Genomic DNA, 22742 nt, shown 5'->3' on the forward strand with positions numbered 1-22742 from the left:
ATGAAAACTGAGATGAAATCTTCTTTAAAACTTTTTATGCAACCTTTTTTGGTGGTTTTAGGGTTTATGTTGTTGTATGCTTTAGCGCATGCGGTGCTTGGTTTTTATGGGGAAAAAGACAGCGCTCCAATAAGCCCAAATGCAGAAAAAACCGAGATAGAGCGTCAAAACAGCACGCTTTCGCCCAAACAAGAAGAAGCCAACACAGCCACAACCGCCACAGAAGAAAACCCCACCAAAGACACAGCGCCACCTTTAGACACAGCTGCACAAGAAAAAGAAACTAAACAAGAGATTAAACAAGAGCAAGAAAAAGAAAACGAGCCTAAACAAGACAGCGTCTCGCCCGTTCAAAACAACCAAAAAACCCCTACAACCCCCTTAATGGGAAAAAAACCTTTAGAGTATAAAGTCGCAGTCAGTGGCGTGAATGTGCGTGCTTTTCCCAGCACAAAAGGTAAAATCATTGGCTCGCTCACAAAAGATAAAAGCGTGAAGGTTTTAGAAATCCAAAACGATTGGGCTGAAATTGAATTTTCTAATAAAACAAAGGGCTATGTGTTTTTAAAACTTTTAAAAAAGGCTGAATGAAAGAATAATGAAATTAAAATCTTTTGGGGTTTTTGGAAATCCCATTAAACATTCCAAATCGCCCTTAATCCATAACGCTTGTTTTTTGACTTTTCAAAAAGAATTAGGGTTTTTGGGGCATTACCACCCCATATTACTCCCTTTAGAAAGCCACATCAAAAACGAGTTTTTAACTTTAGGGCTTAGTGGGGCTAATGTAACCTTACCCTTTAAAGAAAGGGCGTTTCAGGTTTGCGATAAAATCAAGGGCATCGCGCTTGAATGCGGAGCGGTCAATACGCTTGTTTTAGAAAATGATGAGCTTGTGGGTTACAATACTGACGCTTTAGGTTTTTATCTTTCTTTAAAGCAAAAAAACTATCAAAACGCTTTGATTTTAGGCTCTGGGGGGAGCGCTAAGGCTTTAGCGTGCGAATTGAAAAAACAAGGCTTACAAGTGAGCGTGTTAAACCGCTCTGCTAGGGGATTGGATTTTTTCCAACGCCTGGGCTGTGATTGTTTTATGGAGCCTCCTAAAAGCGCTTTTGATTTGATTATTAACGCCACTTCAGCGAGTTTGCATAACGAATTGCCTTTGAATAAAGAGGTTTTGAAAGGGTATTTTAAAGAGGGCAAGCTCGCTTATGATTTAGCGTATGGGTTTTTAACGCCCTTTTTGTCTCTAGCCAAAGAGTTAAAAACCCCCTTTCAAGACGGAAAAGGCATGCTCATCTATCAAGCTGCTTTAAGTTTTGAAAAGTTCAGCGCTTCTCAAATCCCTTATCTAAAAGCGTTTGAAGTCATGCGAAGCGTTTTTTGATGCAAGGGTTTTTAAGAAGCCTGTTTTTTGGGGTTAAAAAGATCCCTAAACGATTCGCCCCCCTAATAGAAAAGGGCGTTTTAAAAGAAGCGCTTCAATCAAACAAGGATCGCTATTTTTTAAAAGAAGGCTTTGATATAGGTAGGATTGAATGGGTAAAAAATAAGGCGTTTTTCGTTTCTTTAGCGAAAAATTACCCTAAAGACCCTTTAATCAAAAACTTACCCCCATCTTTTAAAACAGACGCTTTGATTTTATGCCAAATAGAATGTTCTAAAAAACGCCCCATAGCCTTTTTTAAAGCCGCTCTTTTCAATGCAGATCACACGATGATAGCTTACCTGGCTAAAAAAAATCACCAGATTGTGGCTATCCCTTTTAAAGAGCCTTTTAAAAAACCTATTTCTTTAAGGCACAGCCAAAGATCCTTACTAGAATTGCCCAGGCATTGCGTGGTGAAGATCGATCCTAAAAAGCGTGAAATCAGCGAAATTTTAGGGGCTTTAGAAGACCCTTTAATAGATGAAAACCTTTCTTTAAGCCTTTTTGACAGGATTAAGGATTTTTCAAAAGATTGCTTGAATTTAGCCCAATATTACGCGCAACTCAAAGCGAGCGATTTTAAAGACAGGATCAATTATTCTCACATCCCTTTTATCACCATTGACCCCAAAGACGCTAAAGATTTTGACGATGCGATTTTTTATGATCAAGAAAAAAGGGTTTTGTTTGTGGCGGTTGCTGACGTGAGCGAATTTGTGCCGAAACATTCCAGTTTGGATAAGGAAGCTAGGGTTAGGGGCTTTAGCGTGTATTTCCCTAACAGCGTCTATCCCATGCTGCCTTTGAGTTTGTCTCAAGGGGCATGCTCATTAAAAGCGTTTGAAAAACGCCTGGCTTTGGTGTATGAAATCCCTTTAGACGATTTGAAAAACGCCCGATTATCTCAAGGCGTTATTGAAGTTAGGGCTAATTGCACTTATGAAGAAATCAATCATTTTTTAAGCGCTAATCAAAGCTCTTTAGATAAAGATTTGCAACAAAGCCTTTTAGGGTTTTTAGAAATGGCTTTAAAGTTAAAAAAGGAGTGTTTAAAAAAGGGGTTTAATTTCAATTCCTTTGAAAACAAGCTGTATTTGAATAAAGAAGGGCGTATAGAAAAAATTGAAACGCAACAAGAAAGCGATGCGCACACTCTCATAGAAGAAGCCATGCTCTTAGCCAACCAGTCTAGCGCGAGGTTATTAGATGAGCATTTTCACAATAAGGGGATATATCGCACCCATAAAGAGCCCAGTTTGGAGCAGCAAAAACGCCTCTACGGCAAGCTTTTTGATTATGAGATTGTTCGCCCTAAAAACATGGGCTTTTTTCCTTTTTTAGAGCATGCCTTAAAGATAGCCAAAGAAAAGAAGTTAGAAAGAGAAGTTTCGCGCTTGATCATTAAGTCTCAAAATTTAGCCCTTTATAGCCCCATGCAAGAAAGCCATTTTGGTTTGGGGTTTGCTAGCTATACGCATTTCACTTCGCCCATTAGACGATACAGCGATTTAGCCTTACACAGGCTTTTAAAAGAATTGTTGTTTCATCAAGCTAAAGGCTGCTCGTATTTGTTAGAAGAAACGCCTGAATTATGCGCTGAGTTGAACGCTTTGCAAAAAAAGGCCGCTTTGATTGAAAGGGATTTCATCAAGCGCAAATTCGCTCGCTTAGCTTTAGAATTTTTAGAAAAAGAGTTTTTGGGCGTTGTTTTGGAGGTTAAAGATTTGGTGGTGGTGGGGTTAAAAGAGTGGGTAGGGCTTAAAGTTTTAATCAAAACGAACAAGGTTTTTAAGCCGTTAGAAAAGGTGCGCGTTACAATCACGCATGCGGATTTGATTTTAGGGCAAGTTTGGGGCGAAATCACAGAAAGGATTAAAGAGCATGTATCGTAAAGATTTGGACCATTATTTAAAACAACGACTCCCTAAAGCGGTGTTTTTGTATGGGGAGTTTGATTTTTTCATCCATTATTATATTCAAACGATTAGTGTGCTTTTTAAGCTCAGTAACCTTGACACAGAAACTTCGCTTTTTTATGCGAGCGATTATGAAAAAAGCCAGATTGCGACCCTTTTAGAGCAGGATTCTTTATTTGGAGGGAGCAGTTTAGTCGTTTTAAAACTGGATTTTGCCCTGCATAAGAAATTTAAGGAAAATGATATTAATCTTTTTTTAAAAGCTTTAGAGCGGCCTAGCCATAACAGGCTTATCATAGGGCTTTATAATGCTAAAAGCGACACTACAAAATACAAATACACTAGCGATTTTATCGTTAAATTTTTCCAAAAAAGCCCCTTGAAAGATGAAGCCATTTGCGCGCGCTTTTTTATCCCTAAAGCGTGGGAGAGTTTGAAATTCTTACAAGAAAGGGCTAATGTTTTACATTTAGACATCAGCAGCCATCTTTTAAACGCTCTTTTTGAAATTAATAACGAAGATTTAGGCATTTCGTTTAACGATTTAGACAAGCTAGCGATTTTAAACGCGCCCATCACTTTAGAAGACATTCAAGAATTAAGCTCCAATGCGGGGGATATGGATTTGCAAAAGCTCATTTTAGGGCTTTTTTTGAAAAAAAGCGTCCTTGATATTTATGATTATTTGTTAAAAGAGGGCAAAAAGGATGCGGATATTTTAAGGGGGTTAGAGCGGTATTTTTACCAGCTTTTTTTATTTTTCGCCCACATTAAAACGACCGGTCTAATGGACGCTAAAGAGGTTTTAGGCTACGCTCCCCCTAAAGAAATCACCGAAAATTACGCTAAAAACGCCCTGCGTTTGAAAGAAGCCGGCTATAAGAGGGTTTTTGAAATTTTTAGGTTATGGCACATTCAAAGCATGCAAGGGCAAAAGGAATTGGGCTTTTTGTATTTGACCCCCATTCAAAAAATCATTAACCCTTGAAAAATACTGAAAGGTGTTTTAGTTTTGGGTTTTAATGATTCAATAAACTAAATTTAATCCAAAAACAAGCGAAAGCAAGGTATAATTGAAAGTTTTTTAGACCTTGCTCTTTTTTAGTAAAAAAAGGGCTATACAACCACAAGGAGAATGGATGAGGCATTATGAAACGATGTTTATTCTCAAACCTACTTTAGTAGAAGAAGAGATTAAATCCAAAATTGAGTTTTATAAAGAAGTGATCACTAAGCATCACGGCGTGATTGAAACGAGCCTGGATATGGGCATGCGTAATTTAGCCTATGAAATCAAAAAGCACAAAAGAGGCTATTATTATGTGGCGTATTTCAAAGCAGAGCCGTCAATGATTTTAGAGCTTGAACGATTGTATCGCATCAATGAAGACGTGTTGCGTTTCATTGTGATCAAATATGAAAGCAAGAAAGAAGTAGAAGCGTGGCATGCGTTAGTGGATAGGGCTAATAAAAAGCCATCACACGCCCCATCACACGCCAGAGAAAAACACGAAAAAACCGAACACACGCATTCCCACCACACAGAGGAAGCAGAAAGCGTAAGATCTCATAGCGAATAAGGGCTTATCATGTTTAATAAAGTGATTATGGTAGGGCGTTTGACTAGGAATGTGGAGTTGAAATATTTGCCTAGCGGTTCGGCTGCGGCTACAATAGGTTTAGCCACAAGCAGGCGCTTTAAAAAACAAGACGGCACGCTAGGCGAAGAGGTGTGCTTTATAGATGCGCGTTTGTTTGGGCGAACGGCTGAAATCGCTAACCAGTATTTGAGCAAGGGTTCAAGCGTTTTGATAGAAGGGCGTTTGACTTATGAGAGTTGGATGGATCAAACGGGCAAAAAAAATTCCCGCCACACTATCACAGCGGACTCGTTGCAATTTATGGATAAAAAGTCAGACAATCCCCAAGCAAACGCTATGCAAGATAGCGTAATGCATGAGAATTTCAACAACGCTTATCCTACTAATTATAACGCTCCTAGCCAAGATCCTTTTAACCAAGCCCAAAGTTATGTGCAAAACGCTCACGCTAAAGAGAATTTACAAGCACAGCCGTCCAAGTATCAAAACAGCGTGCCTGAAATCAATATTGATGAAGAAGAAATCCCCTTTTAAGGGTTAAAATTAAGGAGACATTATGGAAAGAAAACGCTATTCAAAACGCTATTGCAAATACACTGAAGCTAAAATCAGCTTTATTGACTATAAAGATTTAGACATGCTCAAGCACACGCTATCAGAGCGCTATAAAATCATGCCAAGGAGATTGACAGGCAATAGCAAAAAGTGGCAAGAGAGGGTGGAAGTAGCGATCAAAAGAGCCCGCCACATGGCTTTAATCCCCTACATTGTGGACAGGAAAAAAGTCGTGGATAGCCCTTTTAAACAGCACTAAATGTTTGATTAGGGCTAATAGGGGGCATGCCCTTATTTAATCTTATTTAATCTTATTTAATCTTATTTAATCTTATTTAATCTTATTTAATCTTATTTAATCTTATTTAATCTTATTTAATCTTATTTAATCTTATTTAATCTTATTTAATCTTATTTAATCTTATTTAATCTTATTTAATCTTGGCTTTTATGGAGCGCTAGCAATAAAAACGATAAAAAGCCTTTTTAAGACAAAAAGCTTGATTTTAGCAGTGATTTCTTAAGCGTTATTAGGGGGTTAGTGGGAATGTTATTCCAAAATCCCCCTTAAGTTTTACAGCCAAATCTAAAACGATCCCACCAAGTAACTAAACCACCTTTTATCGCTATCCCTATTAAAACAATTTTAACCCTCTTTTAATCTTAAAAAATGTTTCAAAACACCCCAAAAAACCTTTTTTTTTTTTTTTGGAACAACAAAACGCCCCATTAGTGCAAAAATTTTATCAATTCATGCTATGTTAACGGAATCTTGTGATAAGATTCCCAATTTAATTTAAAAAGGAGAAAACATGAAAAAACACATCCTTTCATTAGCTTTAGGCTCGCTTTTAGTTTCCACTTTGAGCGCTGAAGACGACGGCTTTTACATGAGCGCAGGCTATCAAATCGGTGAAGCCGCTCAAATGGTGAAAAACACCAAAGGCATCCAACAGCTTTCAGACAATTATGAAAACTTGAGCAAGCTTTTAACCCGATACAGCACCCTAAACACCCTCATCAAATTATCCTCTGACCCGAGTGCGATTAATGCGGCACGTGAAAATCTGGGCGCGAGCGCGAAGAATTTGATCGGCGAAAAAGCCTCCCCCGCCTATCAAGCCGTGCTTTTAGCGATCAACGCGGCGGTGGGGTTTTGGAATGTCTTAGGCTATGTTACGCAATGCGGAGGTAATGCCAATGGTCAAGAAAGCAGCTCTTCAACAACCATCTTCAACAACGAGCCAGGGTATCGATCCACTTCCATCACTTGTTCTCTGAATGGTCATACTCCTGGATACTATGGCCCTATGAGTATTGAGAATTTTAAAAAGCTTAACGAAGCCTATCAAATCCTCCAAACGGCTTTGAAACGAGGCTTGCCAACGCTCAATCAAAAAAACGGGAAGGTCGATGTAACCTATACCTACACATGTTCAGGGAATGGGAATGATAACTGCTCGCAACAAGCCACAGGTGTAAGCAATCAAAACGGCGGAACCAAGACTGAAACCCAAACCATAGACGGCAAGCAAGTGAATATCACGATCAGTTCGAAAGTCGTTGATAGCGGAGCAAGTGGTAACACATCAGGTGTCTCCTACACCGAAATCACCAACCAATTAAACGGAGTGCCTGATAACGCTCAAGCCTTGTTAGCGCAAGCGAGCACGCTCATCAACACCATCAACACCGCATGCCCGTATTTCCATGCTAATAATAGCAGTGAGGCTAATGCCCCAAAATTCACTACTACTACTGGGAAAATATGCGGTGCTTTTTCAGAAGAAATCAGCGCGATCCAAAAGATGATCACGGACGCGCAAGAGCTTGTCAATCAAACGAGTGTGATTAACAGCAATGAACAAACAAATCAACAAGTGGGAGGCAGTAATGGCAAGCCTTTCAACCCCTACACAGACGCTAGCTTCGCGCAAGGCATGCTCGCTAACGCGCAAGCGCAAGCCAAAATGCTCAATTTGAGCGAACAAGTGGGGCAAACCCTTAACCCTGACAGGCTTACCGGGAATTTTCAACATTTTGTTAAAGACTTTTTAGCCACATGCAATAACCCCTCAACAGCTGGCACTAGTGGCACACAAGGTTCACCTCCTGGCACAGTGACCACTCAAACTTTCGCTTCCGGTTGCGCCTATGTGGAACAAACCATAACGAATTTAAACAACTCCATCGCTCATTTTGGCACTCAAGAACAGCAGATACAGCAAGCCGAAAACATCGCTGACACTCTAGTGAATTTCAAATCCCGATACAGCGAATTGGGCAACACTTATAACAGCATCACCACCGCGCTCTCCAAAGTCCCTAACGCGCAAAGCTTGCAAAGCGTGGTGAGCCAAAAGAACAACCCCTATAGCCCGCAAGGCATAGAAACCAATTATTACTTGAATCAAAATTCTTATAACCAAATCCAAACCATCAACCAAGAACTAGGGCGTAACCCTTTCAGGAAAATGGGCATCGTCAGCTCTCAAACCAACAACGGTGCCATGAATGGGATCGGTATTCAAGTGGGTTACAAGCAATTCTTTGGGCAAAAAAGAAAATGGGGCGCTAGGTATTACGGCTTTTTTGATTACAACCATGCATTTATTAAATCCAGCTTCTTCAACTCGGCTTCTGATGTATGGACTTATGGCTTTGGAGCGGACGCTCTTTATAACTTCATCAACGATAAAGCCACTAATTTCTTAGGCAAGAACAACAAGCTTTCCGTGGGGCTTTTTGGCGGGATTGCGTTAGCGGGCACTTCATGGCTTAATTCTGAATATGTGAATTTAGCCACCGTGAATAATGTCTATAACGCTAAAATGAATGTGGCGAATTTCCAATTCTTATTCAACATGGGAGTGAGAATGAATCTAGCCAGACCTAAGAAAAAAGACAGCGATCATGTGGCTCAGCATGGGATTGAGCTAGGCGTGAAAATCCCCACCATCAACACCAATTATTATTCCTTTATGGGGGCTGAACTCAAATACAGAAGGCTTTATAGCGTGTATTTGAATTATGTGTTCGCTTACTAAAAGCTTAAAACCCTTTGTGAAACTCCCTTTTTAAGGGGTTTCTTTTGAAGGGATTTCTTTTTTTTTGGGGGTTTCTTTTTTGAACTTTTTTTTGAACCCTCTTTTTTTTAAACTCTCTTTTTTTTGAACCCTCTCTTTTTTTCTTTTAAACTCTCTTGCTTTTTAACTTTCTTTTTTTTAAAATTTTTTTTCTTTGAACTTTCTTTTTTGAACTTTCTTGTTTGAATTATCTTTTTTTTGCTGATCCCCACTGCTTTCGCTTTTTAATCTTTGAGTTTTATTTTTGGGGGGGTTTGATGTAAAATCCTTTTTAGCGTTTTTGACGATTTGGTTAGTGGAAAACTTGACGCTAATTTAAGCGATAGTTTTTAAAAAAGTGCTTCTTTAGGTGGGGTTAGTGGGGCTAAAAGGGGGAGAATGGTTTCAAATACTTCCTATCTTTTTAAGAAAATAAAATAAAACTTTAATAAAATAAGTTTTACAATAAAATGAGAGCTAAAACGATAAAACAAAGTTTCAAAACCCCATTTTTAAAAATGTAAAGAACATTAAAATTAATAAAGCTTATGGTGGAAATAAAGTTGAAAACAACCTAACGCTTTAATTCAAATCAAAGCGTTAAATCCAACCAAGCGGTAAAACTAAAACACCCTTTTAAAAGCGTTTTAGCGTGTTTTGACAAAAATGACTAAACCTTAAGCGTGCTCAGATTTTTGCTTTTCTCTATACTCTATGATCATGCTGTGGATTTCATCTTTTAATTTTAATTTTTGTTTTTTCATGTGGCTGACTTCAGCGTCGCTAGCGTTTTGTTGCTCAGCGGTTTTGATGTCGTCATCAAGCTGGTTGTGTTTCTCAAAAATCTTATCAAAATGCGGGTTATTCGCTTTTAACACGCTGATTTCGTCTCTAAATTCATGGAACATGGTTTTCTCCTTTAAGTTTGGATGTTTAAAGTATAATAAACTATCTTTTTAAAAAAACAACTTAAAAGAGCTATAAAATAGCCTTAAAATGCACGATAAAACAACAAAAAGGAATACCCATGGACATTCGCAACGAATTTTTACAATTTTTTCAAAATAAAGGGCATGCCGTTTATCCCAGCATGCCTTTAGTGCCTAATGACGCTACCTTGCTTTTTACCAATGCCGGCATGGTGCAATTTAAAGATATTTTTACCGGGATGGTGCCGCGCCCTAGCATTCCTAGAGCGGCAAGTTCGCAATTGTGCATGCGAGCGGGTGGCAAGCATAACGATTTAGAAAATGTCGGTTACACCGCAAGGCACCACACGCTTTTTGAAATGCTAGGGAATTTCTCTTTTGGGGATTATTTCAAAGAAGAAGCGATCTTGTTTGCGTGGGAATTTGTAACCAAAAATTTAGGGTTTAAGCCTAAAGATTTATACATCAGCGTGCATGAAAAAGACGATGAAGCCGTTAAGCTGTGGGAAAAGTTTGTGCCTTTTGACAGGATTAAAAAAATGGGCGATAAAGATAATTTCTGGCAAATGGGCGATAGCGGGCCTTGCGGGCCTTGCAGTGAAATCTATATTGATCAAGGCGAAAAACACTTTAAGGGGAGCGAGGATTATTTTGGGGGCGAGGGCGATAGGTTTTTAGAAATTTGGAATCTGGTGTTCATGCAATACGAACGCTCTAATGATGGCGTTTTATCCCCCTTGCCAAAGCCTAGCATTGATACAGGCATGGGATTAGAAAGGGTGCAAGCACTATTAGAGCATAAGCTCAATAATTTTGATTCTTCATTATTTGCACCCTTAATGGCAGAAATCAGCGAGCTTACAAGCCTAGATTATGCGAGCGAGTTCCAACCAAGCTTTAGGGTAGTGGCCGATCACGCAAGGGCGGTGGCGTTCTTGCTCGCTCAAGTGGTGCATTTCAATAAAGAAGGCCGTGGCTATGTTTTAAGGCGCATTTTAAGGCGGGCCTTAAGGCATGGGTATTTAATGGGCTTAAAAGAAGCATTTTTATACAAAGTCGTGGGCGTGGTGTGCGAGCAATTTTCTAGCACGCATGCGTATTTGAAAGAGTCTAAAGAAATGGTGATGAAAGAATGCTTTGAAGAAGAAGAGCGCTTTTTAGAGACTTTGGAATCTGGCATGGAATTGTTTAACTTGTCTTTAAAGCATTTGAATAAAAATAAAATCTTTGATGGCAAGATCGCTTTCAAGCTTTATGACACTTTTGGTTTTCCTTTGGATTTAACAAACGACATGCTAAGAAGTCATGGGGCGTGCGTGGATATGCAAGGCTTTGAATTGTGCATGCAAGAGCAAGTGAAACGCTCTAAAGCTTCATGGAAAGGCAAGCAAAATAATGCTGATTTTAGCGCTATTTTAAACGCTTATGCGCCTAATGAATTTGTGGGGTATGAAACGACAGAATGTCCTGCTAAAGCCTTAGGGTTTTTTGATAGCGATTTTAAAGAAATAACCGATGCAAAGCCTAGCCAAGAAGTCTGGGTGTTGTTAGAAAAAACCCCTTTTTATGCAGAAGGTGGGGGGGCTATAGGCGATAGGGGCGCGCTTTTTAAAAACAATGAAGAAGCGGCTATAGTGTCAGACACAAAAAACTTTTTTGGGCTTAATTTTTCGCTTCTTGAAATCAAAAAAGCGCTAAAAAAAGGCGATCAAGTGATCGCGCAAGTGAGCGATGAGCGCTTAGAAATCGCCAAACACCATAGCGCGACGCATTTATTGCAAAGCGCTTTAAGAGAAGTTTTAGGCTCGCATGTGAGTCAAGCGGGGAGTTTAGTGGAATCCAAACGATTGCGCTTTGATTTCTCGCACCCTAAAGCGCTCAATGATGAAGAGTTAGAAAAAGTAGAAGATTTGGTTAATGCTCAAATTTTCAAGCACCTAAATAGCCAGGTGGAGCATATGCCCTTAAATCAAGCCAAAGATAAGGGAGCGTTAGCGTTATTCAGTGAAAAATACGCTGAAAATGTGCGCGTGGTGAGTTTTAAAGAAGCGTCCATTGAATTGTGTGGGGGCATTCATGTGGAAAATACCGGGCTTATTGGGGGGTTTAGGATTCTTAAAGAAAGCGGGGTGAGTAGTGGGGTCAGACGCATTGAAGCGGTGTGCGGGAAGGCCTTTTACCAACTGGCTAAAGAAGAAAGTAAAGAGCTTAAAAACGCTAAGATCGCATTAAAAAATAACGATGTGATAGCCGGCATCAACAAGCTTAAAGAGAGCGTGAAAAACAGCCAAAAAGCCCCCGTTTCTATGGATTTGCCGATTGAAAAAATCCATGGCGTGAGTTTGGTGGTGGGCGTAGTGGAACAAGGCGACATTAAAGAAATGATTGACCGATTGAAAGGTAAGCATGAAAGATTGCTCGCTATGGTGTTTAAAAAAGAAAATGAGCGCATAACTCTCGCATGCGGGGTGAAAAACGCCCCCATAAAAGCGAACGCATGGGCTAATGAAGTGGCACAAATTTTAGGGGGCAAAGGGGGCGGGAGAGATGATTTTGCGAGCGCTGGAGGCAAGGATACAGAAAAATTGCAAGCCGCGCTCAATTTAGCGAAAAATACCGCTCTTAAAGCTTTAGAGGGATAGCATGGAGTTGGTTTTAGGCTCTCAATCCAGCGCTAGGGCGAATCTTTTAAAAGAGCATGGGATTAAGTTTGAACAAAAAGCGCTAGATTTTGATGAAGAAAGCCTAAAAACCACAGACCCTAGGGAGTTTGTCTATTTGGCGTGCAAGGGGAAATTAGAAAAAGCTAAAGAATTACTTGCAAACAATTGCGTTATCGTGGTTGCTGATAGCGTGGTGAGCGTAAATTGTCAAATGCAACGAAAAGCTCAAAACAAGCGAGAAGCCCTTGAATTTTTAAAACTCCAAAATGGCAATGAAATAGAGGTTTTAACCTGCTCGGCATTGATTTCTCCTAAATTAGAATGGCTGGATCTATCGGTTTTTAGAGCGCGTTTAAAAGCGTTTGATCCTAACGAAATAGAAAAATATTTAGAGAGCGGTTTGTGGCAAGAAAGCGCGGGCTGTGTGCGGTTAGAAGACTTTCATAGGCCCTATATTAAAAGCTCAAGCGAGAATTTGAGTGTGGGTTTGGGGCTGAATGTGGAAGGCTTGTTAGGGGCGCTAAAATTAGGGGCTAAACTTTCATCATTATAAACGCTATTGTTTTATAAACATTAAAACACTATCCACTGACTGATAAACCCCTTGACAAACAAAAAAACGATATACTCTAGCATTTGATGTTTAAGGAGTTGTCATGGGGTCTTGGTCTCGTATTCTTGTATCAATCTTGGTGGTGGTTTTGGGATTAGCGCTTACTGCCATGCTAATAAATTGGCATGTTTAGCGGGAATGATCGTGGCTATGGCATTATTACAGATTTTAGCGCTCTATCATCTACAATGTGGTGGTGGTCTTTATCAAAAATAACATGGTTTTGTGTGGGCTATATCGCTTTATGGGGGCTTATGCTTTTTATGGGTCGTCTTACATGCTCTACAATAGAAGACTATTCGTAAAAATTGATTGGAAAAATTAAAATAGGGGGGGGGACGCTAGAACCTTTAAAAACAGGTTCTAGCAAAAATACAAGGTTAGGGATTATTTCCCAAAACGCCCACCGGTGGTAGGGTAGCCATAAACAGAGCCGTCTTTGATTTTCATGTGATCTTCCCAAGGTAATTTGTATTTACCAGCGGCTAAGTCTTTGATGTAGGTTAAGCCTGCGTCATGTTCTCCGCCCGGTTTAGCCACATACCCTCTATGGCCTAGGTTGTAAATGTTGTTTTCTAAGCCCCAGCTCAAGCGAGCGTTGTCTGCCATTTTAGGATAGATTTCCCCGGTTACAATCTCCCAAGGGTTGCGGTGCCCTTGAACAAGAGTCGTGCCATCAAAGTTACAGATTTGCCCCTCACCAAAGTAGTAAAAGACATTATCATAGCCGGCTAAATTCACGCTCACGGTATACATCAAATTGTGCCACGCGTTGGAGCGGTTAGTCAAAATCCATTGATCATTGACTTGAGTGCTATAGCCTGAAATACGGATATACACATTGCACCCTTTATAGGCTGCTTCTCTAGCGAGCTCTGGAATCATGCCGTCATGGCAAATGCACACGGCTAATTTTGATCCGCCCGGACCCTCGCACACAGGCATTCCTAAATCCCCAGGATACCATGGTTCAATGGGATTCCATGGGAATAGCTTGCGGTATTTTAAAATGATTTCACCTTGCGGATCAATGATGATGGCGGTGTTGTAGGGGTTTTTGTTAGAATCAGGATTGCGTTCCATGATTGAAAAAACGCCATAAACTTTCGCTTCTTTACACGCTTTAGCGTAAGCTTCTGTCTCTTTACCTGGGACATCTAATAAAAACTCTTCGCTAAGCCACTTAGCGGTATTCAAACCTTGCGTGCTATACTCAGGGAAAATGATAAGTTCCACTCCCGGATACCCCGCTTTAGTCGCATGCAAGGTTCTAATAATGCTTTCAATATTGTGATCAATATCCTTACGGCTATTGACAATTGGCACAGGAAACTGAATGGCTGCCACTAAGAACCCTTCAATAGGTTTGCCCATACTACCGATACTTCCCATAATAACTCCTTCTAAAAGTTTTGTCGCAATAACAATAACAATTATTGCGAGAGAATACTATTACAAGAGAACTAATTTAGAGTAAATGCGAGATTTTTTGATAAAAAGATTTAAATCTATTTTTAAAGCGCTTTTTCAACCTCTATAGGCAACGTTTTAAAAACCCCTAAAAACCCTTTAACAATTCCACAAATTCCTTAAAAATATAGTGGCTCTCTTTGGGGCCGGGGCTGCTTTCTGGGTGGTGCTGGACAGAGATAATGGGAGCGTTTTTATAACGCACGCCCTCAATGGTGTTGTCAAAAAGATTGCGGTGCGTGATAGTAGCGATTTCTTCAATTGCTTCAGGGACGCAATAGTTGTGGTTTTGCGCGGTGATTTCAACGGCGTTTGTTTTCAGGTTTTTAACGGGGTGGTTGCTCCCATGATGGCCAAATTTGAGCTTGTAAGTGGGGTAGCCTTGCGCGATAGAGAGCAATTGATGCCCTAAGCAAATGCCAAACATGGGGATTTTAGCGTTAATGAGTTGCTTGATTTCTTCAATTTCTTGCTGCAAGCTTAAAGGATCGCCTGGTCCGTTAGAGAGAAAAATCCCGCTAATTTCTTTTTTTTCATAGGCCTTAATCAGCTCGTTAGCTTTAGTGTGGTGCGGGTAAATAAGGGCTTTTAACCCCACATTTTGAAGTTCGTTTAAAATATTGCCCTTAGCCCCAAAGTCCAGCACCGCAATAATTTTATGAGAGGTTTTTTCATCAAAAGGCTTGTAATCTAGGGTTTTGAAATCAAAAGTCGTGCGTTGGTGCGTGATGATTTTTGGCGTAGAAACGCTAGACACTAGGGGGGAGTGAGAAATTCTAGGGGCGTTTTTTAAAATTTTTTCAAGCTTGTTTTTGTCATGCTCTATCGTGGAAGCGACCATCATCAAGCACCCATGATGGCGTAAGGTTTTGATCAAACTCCTGGTATCAACGCCACAAATCCCTAAAACGCCACGCTCTTTCAAATAAGCGCTCAGGCTAAAATCCGCCCTTGAATTAGAAAAAAATTCGTTGTAATGGCGCGCTAAAACCCCTGCACATGAAAAAAAGGATTCATCATCTTTAGAATTAGCGCCCACAACCCCAATTTCAGGCATGCTAAAAACCACAAATTGCCCCTTATAGCTAGGGTCGCTAATGACTTCTTGATAGCCGCTCATAGAAGTGTTAAAAACAAGCTCGCCCGCTTGCGTGCCGCTAGCCCCAAAACTTTGAGCTTGCAAAAAAAGCCCGTTTTCTAAATAGAGAGAGACCATTATAAAAAGCCCTTACGCCTTAATTCTTCTTCATAGAGCCTTTCAAACACCAACTCGTATTCATCGCTCCCTACGGGCAGTTTGCGTTTGTAATGCTTGATTTTTTCATGCACTTCATTTTCAATGCTTTCATACGCTTTAGAATAGGTGTCAATGGATTTGTAAATCAAGTTTCTTATCAAATTCTCCGACACGCTAAACATGATCAAATCTTCATCTAAGATTTTATTCAAAATCTGGTGCGACAAATCGTTACACCTTTCTTCCCAAAACAAATGGAAGCCCTCTTTTTGAGCGATCTGTCTTTTAATCATCCAAAAAAGCTGCCTTTCATCCATCCGCATGAATTCTATCTCATCGGTGTTTTCTTCTAAAAGCTCTCTGGCTTGCTCATCTATGGCGTTTTCTTTTTTAACGCTTTTTTCCAAAATCCCTTCTATCAATTCACACAATAATTCTCTAGGGGCTTTTAATTCTAATAGTTTTGAATGGATAAAGTCGTTGGCAATCTTATGGCTTATGTGGTTTATATGGGTTAGTTTGAGTCTCATGATTTTTCTCGCATATTTTATTTATTTTTAGAGTGTATTTTATCATTCTTTAGATAAAACGCTTTTTAAAGAATGGGTTTAATGGCGCACCAAACTATAGGATTGTAGAATTTTATCAGCGTAGATGATTGTAATATCAGGGCGTTTTTTAGAAATTTTAGTGTTGATCAGTCTTAACCTCCCCCCCTCTCTAATACCATAGAATTGAAGCCTTAAAGCGAGTTGTTTATCGTTAGTGCGGATTTGATGAATGCCCCTTAATTGCAAGGCTATAGCGACTTCTTTGGCTAAGAAATGCCGGTTTAATAATTTTTCATTAGCGCCAGAAATTTTACTCCCCCATAAAAAAAGCGTTTCAGTGAGCATTAAAAGATACAAACTGAAAACGCGCAAATAATACTGCTCCCTAAATTCTTTTAAACGCACCCTAAGGCTATTTAAAACGCTTTTAACAAACAAAGGCAAACCGATTAACGCTAAGGGGGCGAAAGTTTTTAAATCTATCTCTTGGCGCATGCTCAAAAGCAAAGGGAAAAGCCAACCGCTCGCGCTCATAAAGGCTAGTAGTGATGGCTTTTTATCAAAAAGGGCTTTATAGAGTGTATAAGGGTAGTAGAGGAAGAATAAGGGCGAATATAAAAGCATGAGTTCTAAGCATGTGTCTATAAAATACCCGCTAGGCAAACCCTTATTGAAACTCCCGCTAAAAAGAGCGGTATTCACGCTTAAACCCACCAAAATAAAGATCGCGCTCTTAAAATAGCGTTTTCTTAAAGCGTAGGTAAAAACCCCTAGTAAAAGCGGGATAAACGCGCCGTCTAAAAATGCGCAAGCGCTAAGGGTTAAATAAGGGATTTTTTGGGTTTTGACATACAAATAGCTAACCAAAAGCCCAAGGCTTAACACCAGCACGCTTTTAGCCAATAAAATCGCAAAGAGATTCACCCCAGGCAATAAAGCGTAAGTCAATACCACATAAAGGGCGTCTTTAGGCTTTTTTAAAATCTTTCGCCCTATCAAATAAAATAAAAACATGTTAATGACATGAGCGATCAAGAAAGGCAATCTTAAAGCCAAATCGTTTTGGCCTAAAATTTCAGTGCTTTTTTGAGCGATTTGAACAAACCATGCGCTGCTATAAAAAAAATCCTTCGCTTCATTGTAGCTGATAGAAATTTCTCCACTCATCAACAGCCCCAAAGCCAGGACTAAAAAAACCATGATGATAAAGACTAAATCGCTTAAATCAAAGCTTCTTGTTTTTTTCTCTGGATAAATAAAGTAGCTAAAGTATAACAGAGCGCTTTGTAAGGGGCTTAGTTGCATGGCTTAAATTTTTTTTAATTCTTTTAAAAGAGCGGGCAAGGCAATGAGTAAGCCTGAACATAAAATCAAAGCCACCCCCAAAGAGCTTTTAAGATCCAAAAATTTATCGCCTAAATACAGCCCAAACAACAGCCCCCAAACAATGCGGGTGTATTCAATGGGGGCAATGATCCCAGCGGGTGCGTTCATGTAAGCATAAGTTAAGAAATACTGCCCTAAAGTCCCGCTAATCCCTATTAAAGAAATCCACAAAATGTCTTCTTTTCTAGGGATATGAATGCCTGTGGATAAAAAAGGAATATCAATAAACATGCCCGCTAATCCAAGAAGGCTCATGCCAAAGGCGAACGCTAAAATCACGGCTTGCTTGTCGTAATATTCCCTCAAATCCCTTAAAGTGATATACGCTAAAGACACAAAGATCCCGCTCAATAAGCCCATAATAATTTCAACCGGCCCCACATTTTCCACGCTAGGATCTGAAATCAACACCACCCCCACTAGCCCGATGCATGCGGAAATTAACGCGCTTCTTTTGAGCTTTTCTTCCAAAAGAAAGGGGGAAAGAAGCACCGTATAAATAGGCGCGCATTGCGAGAAAGCCGTCGCTGTAGCGAGTGAAATTTTTTCAATATTATAAAAAAACGCTAACATGGCCAAGCCCCCCACAACGACCCTAAAAGCGAGCTTTTTAAAACCGCCTTGTTTGTAGCTTTTTAAGCGGTAGGGTTTGAAAGGATAAATAAGCAAGAGCAAAAGCGTCATGGTAATGGAGCGGTAAAACACGTTTTCCATAGGGGAAAAATAATCCGCTGTGATTTTAACAAACGCGCTCATGACGCCAAAGCAAAAATTGGCCAAGAGTATCATTGAAACGCCAAATAAAATGGTATTACGCATGCCTTTTACTCATAGATTAAAGATTTTTAGGGTAGTTTAACCTAAAATCTCTAATTAAGACTTAAAGTTTTTAAGCCCTAAAAGCATAAAAGTTGCATTGATTGGTAAAATCATGCTATAACAATGTTCTAGGAGTTTTACCTTTTGTTTTGTCTAGAATCATTCTAGAAGCTTCAGCATTTCAAACTCCTTATAGAAATATGAAAACATAAAAACACGAATCCTTTTTGAAAATAAACTCCTAGACCCTTTTTAAAGGGTTTGAACGCCATCATTAGGAAACTCTTTTTAAGCTTTTTAAGTCTCTTGTTTTGTTAAAAACCCATGCCATAAGATCTCATCTCATTAGGGAATGGATTTTGCTTAATATCAGCGTAAAATTCAATTTTAGGAAATTCGCATGGCTGTTTCTTCTATCAATCAGTTTGATTCTAACCTCTATGGGCTTTTAAACGCTAAAAGCGCTCCTAAAGAAGACCTAGCTCCTATTGAAAGCGCAGAAAAAGTAGAACGAGAAAAAAAGGACGCTCCAACAGAAAACCTCCCCTTTAACCCTGACAAGCGAGAGACTTACGGCTTTTTGGTTTTAGAATTGATGAGCGATAGAGAATATGAGGCTTTTTTAAGGGCTACGGCCGGAATGGATGAGAGCCAAAAACGCCTTGCCGCTCAGTCGCTCTATAGTTTGACGGATTTTTATAATGGGAAATTCTCTAAAGAAGTGGAAAACGCCCCCAAGCAACCGGTGAATGGCTTGCACAAAAAAGCCCTACAAACCTTTAACGCCACCAACCACAACGATTTTTTGCAACGCTATCAAAACGCTTACAACAACCCTTCAACCATGGATGTGATCCTTTAAAGATTAGGGTTAATCAAGGATTGATCATCAAAAACGCTTTTTAGCGTTTTGATGATAACCAACGCCCAATGGGATCAAAGCTAAAAATTTCGGTTTAATCCGTTTCTTCCAAACTCTTAAACACCTTGATGAGATCGATATGCTCATCAACATCATGCACTCTTAAAATACTCGCTCCATTTTGCAACGCCATTAAATGCAAGCTTAAAGTGCCGGCGAGCCGGTTTTGAACTTCACGCCCGGTGATAAGCCCGATCGTGTTTTTACGACTCGCTCCCACCAATAAGGGTTTTTTGAATTTGAGGAAGTGGCTTAAATGCTTGATTAAGGCTAAATTATGCTCTTTTAATTTAGCGAATCCAAACCCAATATCTAAAATAATATCTTGAAGCGCGTATTTTTCTAAAACCTCTAATTTTTCCTTAAAGAAGCGATCCATTTCATCAAACAGATTGTGGTAAAAAACATTTTCTTGCATGTCTTTGGGGGTTTTTTGAGCGTGCATTAAAATGCAAGTGGGCTTGTAATCTTTTGCGACTTCTAGCATTTTAATACTACTAAAACCGCTCACATCATTAAGGATGGAAAAATAATGCTCCAAAGCCATTTGGGCGGTTGTGGCATGGTAGGTGTCTATGCTGAATTTAGCGTATTGGTAGAGTTTTTGGGATTTGATCTCTAATAAAATTTCTTTTAAGCGATCTTGCTCTATTTTTGGATCAATGATTTCACTCTGTGGCCTTGAACTCGCCGCGCCTATATCAATGAGCGTGATACCCTTTTCTAATAATTGATAGATTTCTTCAAGCGCTTTTTTGCTATCAAACCGGCTTTTTTCATAAAAACTATCCGGCGTGAGATTCAAAATTGCCATGATCTGCGGGGCGTTAGGCTTTTGGGATTTAAGGTGGCTTTTTAATTCTTGCGCTAAATTTTTAAGCCCAAAGGGTTGGGAATGGCACTTAACAATAAGGCGTTCTAACTGGCTAGCGCTCACAATCAACACCCCATCATAAAAAGGCTCTTTAGCTAAAATACAATCTCTTGGCGTGGCGAAATCGCCCCCAACACTGATGGCCTCTTGTTTTAAAATCAGCGTTGCGCTTAAAGGCAGATGTTGGATTTCAAAAACAAAGCTAACGCCTTTTTTATGCATATGGGTTTGAGCGGATTTTTCTGATCCGGTTTTTAAAAGGGCGTTTTTGAGTGCATCAGGGTTAAGGCGTTTTAAAATCATGGTGTTTTCTTTTTAGATAAAAGGCTTAAAAGTAAGGGTAAAAGATTATAACTGAGCTTATAATAAGAGCTATTAGCCTTGATCGCTAAATCAAAGGCTTGCAATTCTTGCTCGTTTAAGGGGATCTTATGCCTGTTAACGCTCTCTAACAGGCTTTCAATTTTTTCCCTCTGATTTTCTCTAGAATCAAAATTTTCTTTGTCTAAATTTTTTAAAAACGCATAAATGTCTTTCAAATCCAGCTTTGATAAATCCAAATCTAAAGGTTTTAGGGGGATTTTTTGGCGTTTGTCTTCTTTGATTAAGCGGGATTTAATGGTGGCTAACACATGGTTTGGGCTTTTAGCAAACATGATAAAACAAACATTATTCGGGGGTTCTTCTAAGATTTTTAAAAGCGCGTTTTGGGCTTCTACGCCATAACTGGGCGCAGCGATTAAAAAGGCGTTTAATTCGCTGTGTTTGAGGTTGGCTTTGGATAGGACTTCTTTGGCATGCTCTATTTTAAAATCCTTGTTGAAAGTTTTGAACACCTTTTTGTCTTTTTCAATAATCTCGGTGTAGAATTTAATGTGGTGTTCAAAAAGGCTTGCAGCCTCTTCTAAGCTTTCTTCAAGATTGTCCGTATAAATAAGGCGGTTGAGGTTTTTCACAGAGTAACCTTATTGTATAGCACGCTAAAAAGCGCGTTTTCAAAGAGTTTGAAGAGCTGCAATAGTTTATAATCCAGCAAGCTATCATGCTCTTTTAAAAGCAAGCAATCTTCTTTAAGCTCTTCAAAAAGCCATAAAAAACTAGGGATTTTACTCAGTAGTATCGTTTTCAAGCCTTCATTTTCAACCCTCCCAACATGCCAAAACATGGGGTTTTGATAAGTCAGCTCTATGGTGGCTAGAGAGAGATTCGCATCGTTTTTCGGGTAGAAAGAAGAAGCGTTAAAATCAATGACGGACAATAAGGGGCGCTCTTTTAAATCTTTAGGGTTGAGGTTAGAAAGAATGTAGTTTAAAAACCAACGCCTAGAAGAATCAGCGCTCACTAACAGCGATCCGCCATTAAGCACATGCGAGATGGTTTGCGCGATGAGTTTGGCATAGCTTGATCGTTCTAATTCCAGCCACCCGCTTTGTTGGGCGATAAACTCCCCCTGATCGCGCACAAATTCCTTGATCCAGTCGTAGAAATTTTTCATTGATCTAATTGATACACCGCATGCAAAGTTCTGACGGCCAATTCAGCGTATTTAATGTCAATCAAAACCGAAATTTTAATCTCGCTTGTAGAAATCATCATGATGTTGATATTGTCTTTAGCTAGGGCTTTAAAAGCGATGCTCGCTACCCCAGAATGCGACTTCATGCCCACGCCCACTATGGAAACTTTAGCGATATTTTCATCATAATCAATGGAATCCATTTGCGCTAAAAAAGGCTTTAAGGCTTGTTTGGTTTCTTCTATTTGGGTTTTAACGATCGTAAAATCTAAATCGGTTTTGCCGTCTCTGCCGATCGTTTGGACGATCATATCCACATTAATGCGATACTCCGCTAAAGCGCCAAAGATTTCAGCGGCAATGCCAGGCCGATCTTCCACGCCCTCCATGCTCACACGAGCCTGATTTTTATCCAATGCGATCCCACTCACTATAGGGGTTTCCATGCGTTCTCCTTTAAAGTCTTTTTCAGCCACAATGAGCGTGCCTTCGCTATGGTTAAACGAATTGCGAGTCACTAATTTCACGCTGAGTTTTTTGGCTAATTCTACTGATCGGTTTAACAACACTTTAGCCCCCATAGAAGCTAATTCAAGCATTTCATCATAGCTGATTTGCGCGATTTTTTGAGCCTTTTCTTCAATGCGCGGATCGGTGGTATAAACGCCATCCACATCCGTATAGATTTCGCACAGATCCGCTTTTAAAGCCCCGGCCAAAGCGACCGCGCTCAAATCGCTCCCCCCACGCCCTAAAGTCGTTGTTTCGCCTTGAATGTCAGCGCCTTGAAACCCAGCGATCACCACAATGTAGTTTTTTTCTAAAAGCTCTGTGATGCGTTGGGTGTCAATGGATTGGATCACAGCGTTTTGAAAATGCGAACTGGTTAAAATGCCCGCTTCTTTCCCGCTCAAGGAAATGGCTCTATGCCCATACCTTTCTAACGCCATGCTCAAAGCCGCGCTTGAAATCCATTCCCCAGCACTCACAATCCTGTCCATTTCTCGCTTGTTAGGGTTATGGCTAAAATTCTTGCCAAATTCTAAAAGCCTGTCGGTTTCGCCGCTCATCGCAGAAACCACCACCACGACTTGATGCCCTAATTTAACGCTTTCTAAAACCCTTTGAGCGACATTGTGGATCCTTTCTATGCTGCCCATGCTCGTGCCGCCGTATTTTTGAACGATTAACAC

The 22742-nt window shown here is 39.9% G+C and carries 21 protein-coding genes and 1 pseudogene; 12 read left to right on the top strand and 10 right to left on the bottom strand.

Annotated features, from left to right (window positions below; translation table 11 throughout):
* The 8 genes from QAP06_RS01400 to babA all read left to right on the top strand — a co-directional run bounded on the left by QAP06_RS01400 (position 1) and on the right by babA (position 8551).
* On the top strand, positions 1–591 hold the full coding sequence (locus QAP06_RS01400) for an SH3 domain-containing protein (protein WP_286466003.1): 591 nt from the start codon (positions 1–3) through the stop codon (positions 589–591).
* Positions 592–598: 7 nt separating this feature from the next.
* Entirely contained in the window at positions 599–1390 is a 792-nt protein-coding gene (locus QAP06_RS01405; protein ID WP_286466004.1) for a shikimate dehydrogenase, read from the top strand.
* On the top strand, positions 1390–3324 hold the full coding sequence (locus QAP06_RS01410) for an RNB domain-containing ribonuclease (RefSeq protein WP_286466006.1): 1935 nt from the start codon (positions 1390–1392) through the stop codon (positions 3322–3324). Before QAP06_RS01405 ends, QAP06_RS01410 begins: the two co-directional genes overlap by 1 nt.
* Entirely contained in the window at positions 3314–4336 is a 1023-nt protein-coding gene (holA, locus tag QAP06_RS01415) for a DNA polymerase III subunit delta (protein WP_286466008.1), read from the top strand. The genes QAP06_RS01410 and holA overlap by 11 nt, the downstream gene beginning before the upstream one ends.
* Before the next feature lie 151 nt (positions 4337–4487).
* Entirely contained in the window at positions 4488–4928 is a 441-nt protein-coding gene (gene rpsF, locus QAP06_RS01420; protein ID WP_286466010.1) for a 30S ribosomal protein S6, read from the top strand.
* A gap of 9 nt (positions 4929–4937) precedes the next feature.
* The gene (locus QAP06_RS01425) at positions 4938–5483 is read left to right on the top strand and encodes a single-stranded DNA-binding protein (RefSeq protein ID WP_180467378.1); all 546 of its coding nucleotides are present in this window, start codon (positions 4938–4940) and stop codon (positions 5481–5483) included.
* Positions 5484–5505: 22 nt separating this feature from the next.
* A complete protein-coding gene (gene rpsR / locus QAP06_RS01430; protein WP_000440196.1) occupies positions 5506–5763 on the top strand; it encodes a 30S ribosomal protein S18 in 258 nt (85 codons plus the stop codon).
* A 553-nt stretch (positions 5764–6316) separates the two neighbouring features.
* A complete protein-coding gene (babA, locus tag QAP06_RS01435; RefSeq protein WP_286464922.1) occupies positions 6317–8551 on the top strand; it encodes a Hop family adhesin BabA in 2235 nt (744 codons plus the stop codon).
* Positions 8552–9246: 695 nt separating this feature from the next.
* Here babA and QAP06_RS01440 read toward each other — a convergent pair.
* On the bottom strand, positions 9247–9477 hold the full coding sequence (locus QAP06_RS01440; protein ID WP_000468329.1) for an HP1242/YdcH family protein: 231 nt from the start codon (positions 9475–9477) through the stop codon (positions 9247–9249).
* A gap of 119 nt (positions 9478–9596) precedes the next feature.
* On the opposite strand from QAP06_RS01440, the gene alaS reads away from it, so the two are divergent.
* The 3 genes and pseudogenes from alaS (at position 9597) to QAP06_RS01455 (ending at position 13079) form a co-directional block, all read left to right on the top strand.
* Positions 9597–12140 (top strand): alanine--tRNA ligase, encoded by a 2544-nt coding sequence (gene alaS / locus QAP06_RS01445; RefSeq protein ID WP_286466013.1) that lies wholly within the window; start codon positions 9597–9599, stop codon positions 12138–12140.
* A gap of 1 nt (position 12141) precedes the next feature.
* A complete protein-coding gene (gene maf / locus QAP06_RS01450; RefSeq protein WP_286466014.1) occupies positions 12142–12714 on the top strand; it encodes a septum formation inhibitor Maf in 573 nt (190 codons plus the stop codon).
* A 111-nt stretch (positions 12715–12825) separates the two neighbouring features.
* Positions 12826–13079 (top strand): annotated as a pseudogene (locus tag QAP06_RS01455) (hypothetical protein).
* 82 nt (positions 13080–13161) lie between these two features.
* Here QAP06_RS01455 and QAP06_RS01460 read toward each other — a convergent pair.
* The 5 genes from QAP06_RS01460 to QAP06_RS01480 form a co-directional block, all read right to left on the bottom strand.
* The gene (locus QAP06_RS01460; protein ID WP_151215721.1) at positions 13162–14166 is read right to left on the bottom strand and encodes a formamidase; all 1005 of its coding nucleotides are present in this window, start codon (positions 14164–14166) and stop codon (positions 13162–13164) included.
* A gap of 166 nt (positions 14167–14332) precedes the next feature.
* Positions 14333–15460, bottom strand: a complete 1128-nt coding sequence (carA, locus tag QAP06_RS01465) for a glutamine-hydrolyzing carbamoyl-phosphate synthase small subunit (RefSeq protein ID WP_286466018.1) — start codon at positions 15458–15460, stop codon at positions 14333–14335.
* Positions 15460–16011, bottom strand: coding sequence for a DUF507 family protein (locus QAP06_RS01470; RefSeq protein WP_001237418.1), 552 nt, complete (start codon positions 16009–16011; stop codon positions 15460–15462). The genes carA and QAP06_RS01470 overlap by 1 nt, the downstream gene beginning before the upstream one ends.
* Positions 16012–16089: 78 nt before the next feature.
* Complete coding sequence (locus tag QAP06_RS01475) at positions 16090–17337, bottom strand: glycosyltransferase family 39 protein (RefSeq protein ID WP_286466020.1); 1248 nt, start codon at positions 17335–17337, stop codon at positions 16090–16092.
* Positions 17338–17340: 3 nt separating this feature from the next.
* Positions 17341–18237 carry a DMT family transporter gene (locus QAP06_RS01480; RefSeq protein ID WP_286466022.1) on the bottom strand — a complete coding sequence of 299 codons (897 nt, stop codon included), beginning with the start codon at positions 18235–18237 and terminating at the stop codon, positions 17341–17343.
* 400 nt (positions 18238–18637) lie between these two features.
* Here QAP06_RS01480 and QAP06_RS01485 point away from each other — a divergent pair, with 400 nt between their 5' ends.
* Positions 18638–19099: an HP1233 family protein gene (locus QAP06_RS01485; protein ID WP_033742661.1), complete on the top strand. Its 462-nt coding sequence runs from the start codon at positions 18638–18640 to the stop codon at positions 19097–19099.
* A gap of 94 nt (positions 19100–19193) precedes the next feature.
* On the opposite strand, the gene folP is transcribed toward QAP06_RS01485, so the two are convergent.
* Genes folP through QAP06_RS01505 form a run of 4 tightly spaced genes read right to left on the bottom strand, consistent with a single transcriptional unit; the run spans position 19194 to position 22742 of the window.
* The gene (gene folP / locus QAP06_RS01490; protein ID WP_286466026.1) at positions 19194–20336 is read right to left on the bottom strand and encodes a dihydropteroate synthase; all 1143 of its coding nucleotides are present in this window, start codon (positions 20334–20336) and stop codon (positions 19194–19196) included.
* The gene (locus QAP06_RS01495; protein WP_286466029.1) at positions 20333–20989 is read right to left on the bottom strand and encodes a DNA polymerase III subunit delta'; all 657 of its coding nucleotides are present in this window, start codon (positions 20987–20989) and stop codon (positions 20333–20335) included. Before QAP06_RS01495 ends, folP begins: the two co-directional genes overlap by 4 nt.
* Entirely contained in the window at positions 20986–21528 is a 543-nt protein-coding gene (hobA, locus tag QAP06_RS01500; RefSeq protein ID WP_000788263.1) for a DNA replication regulator HobA, read from the bottom strand. Before hobA ends, QAP06_RS01495 begins: the two co-directional genes overlap by 4 nt.
* On the bottom strand, positions 21525–22742 hold the full coding sequence (locus QAP06_RS01505; RefSeq protein WP_039088423.1) for an aspartate kinase: 1218 nt from the start codon (positions 22740–22742) through the stop codon (positions 21525–21527). Before QAP06_RS01505 ends, hobA begins: the two co-directional genes overlap by 4 nt.

Source organism: Helicobacter pylori (genome assembly GCF_030323545.1).
Taxonomy (GTDB): domain Bacteria; phylum Campylobacterota; class Campylobacteria; order Campylobacterales; family Helicobacteraceae; genus Helicobacter; species Helicobacter pylori_CO.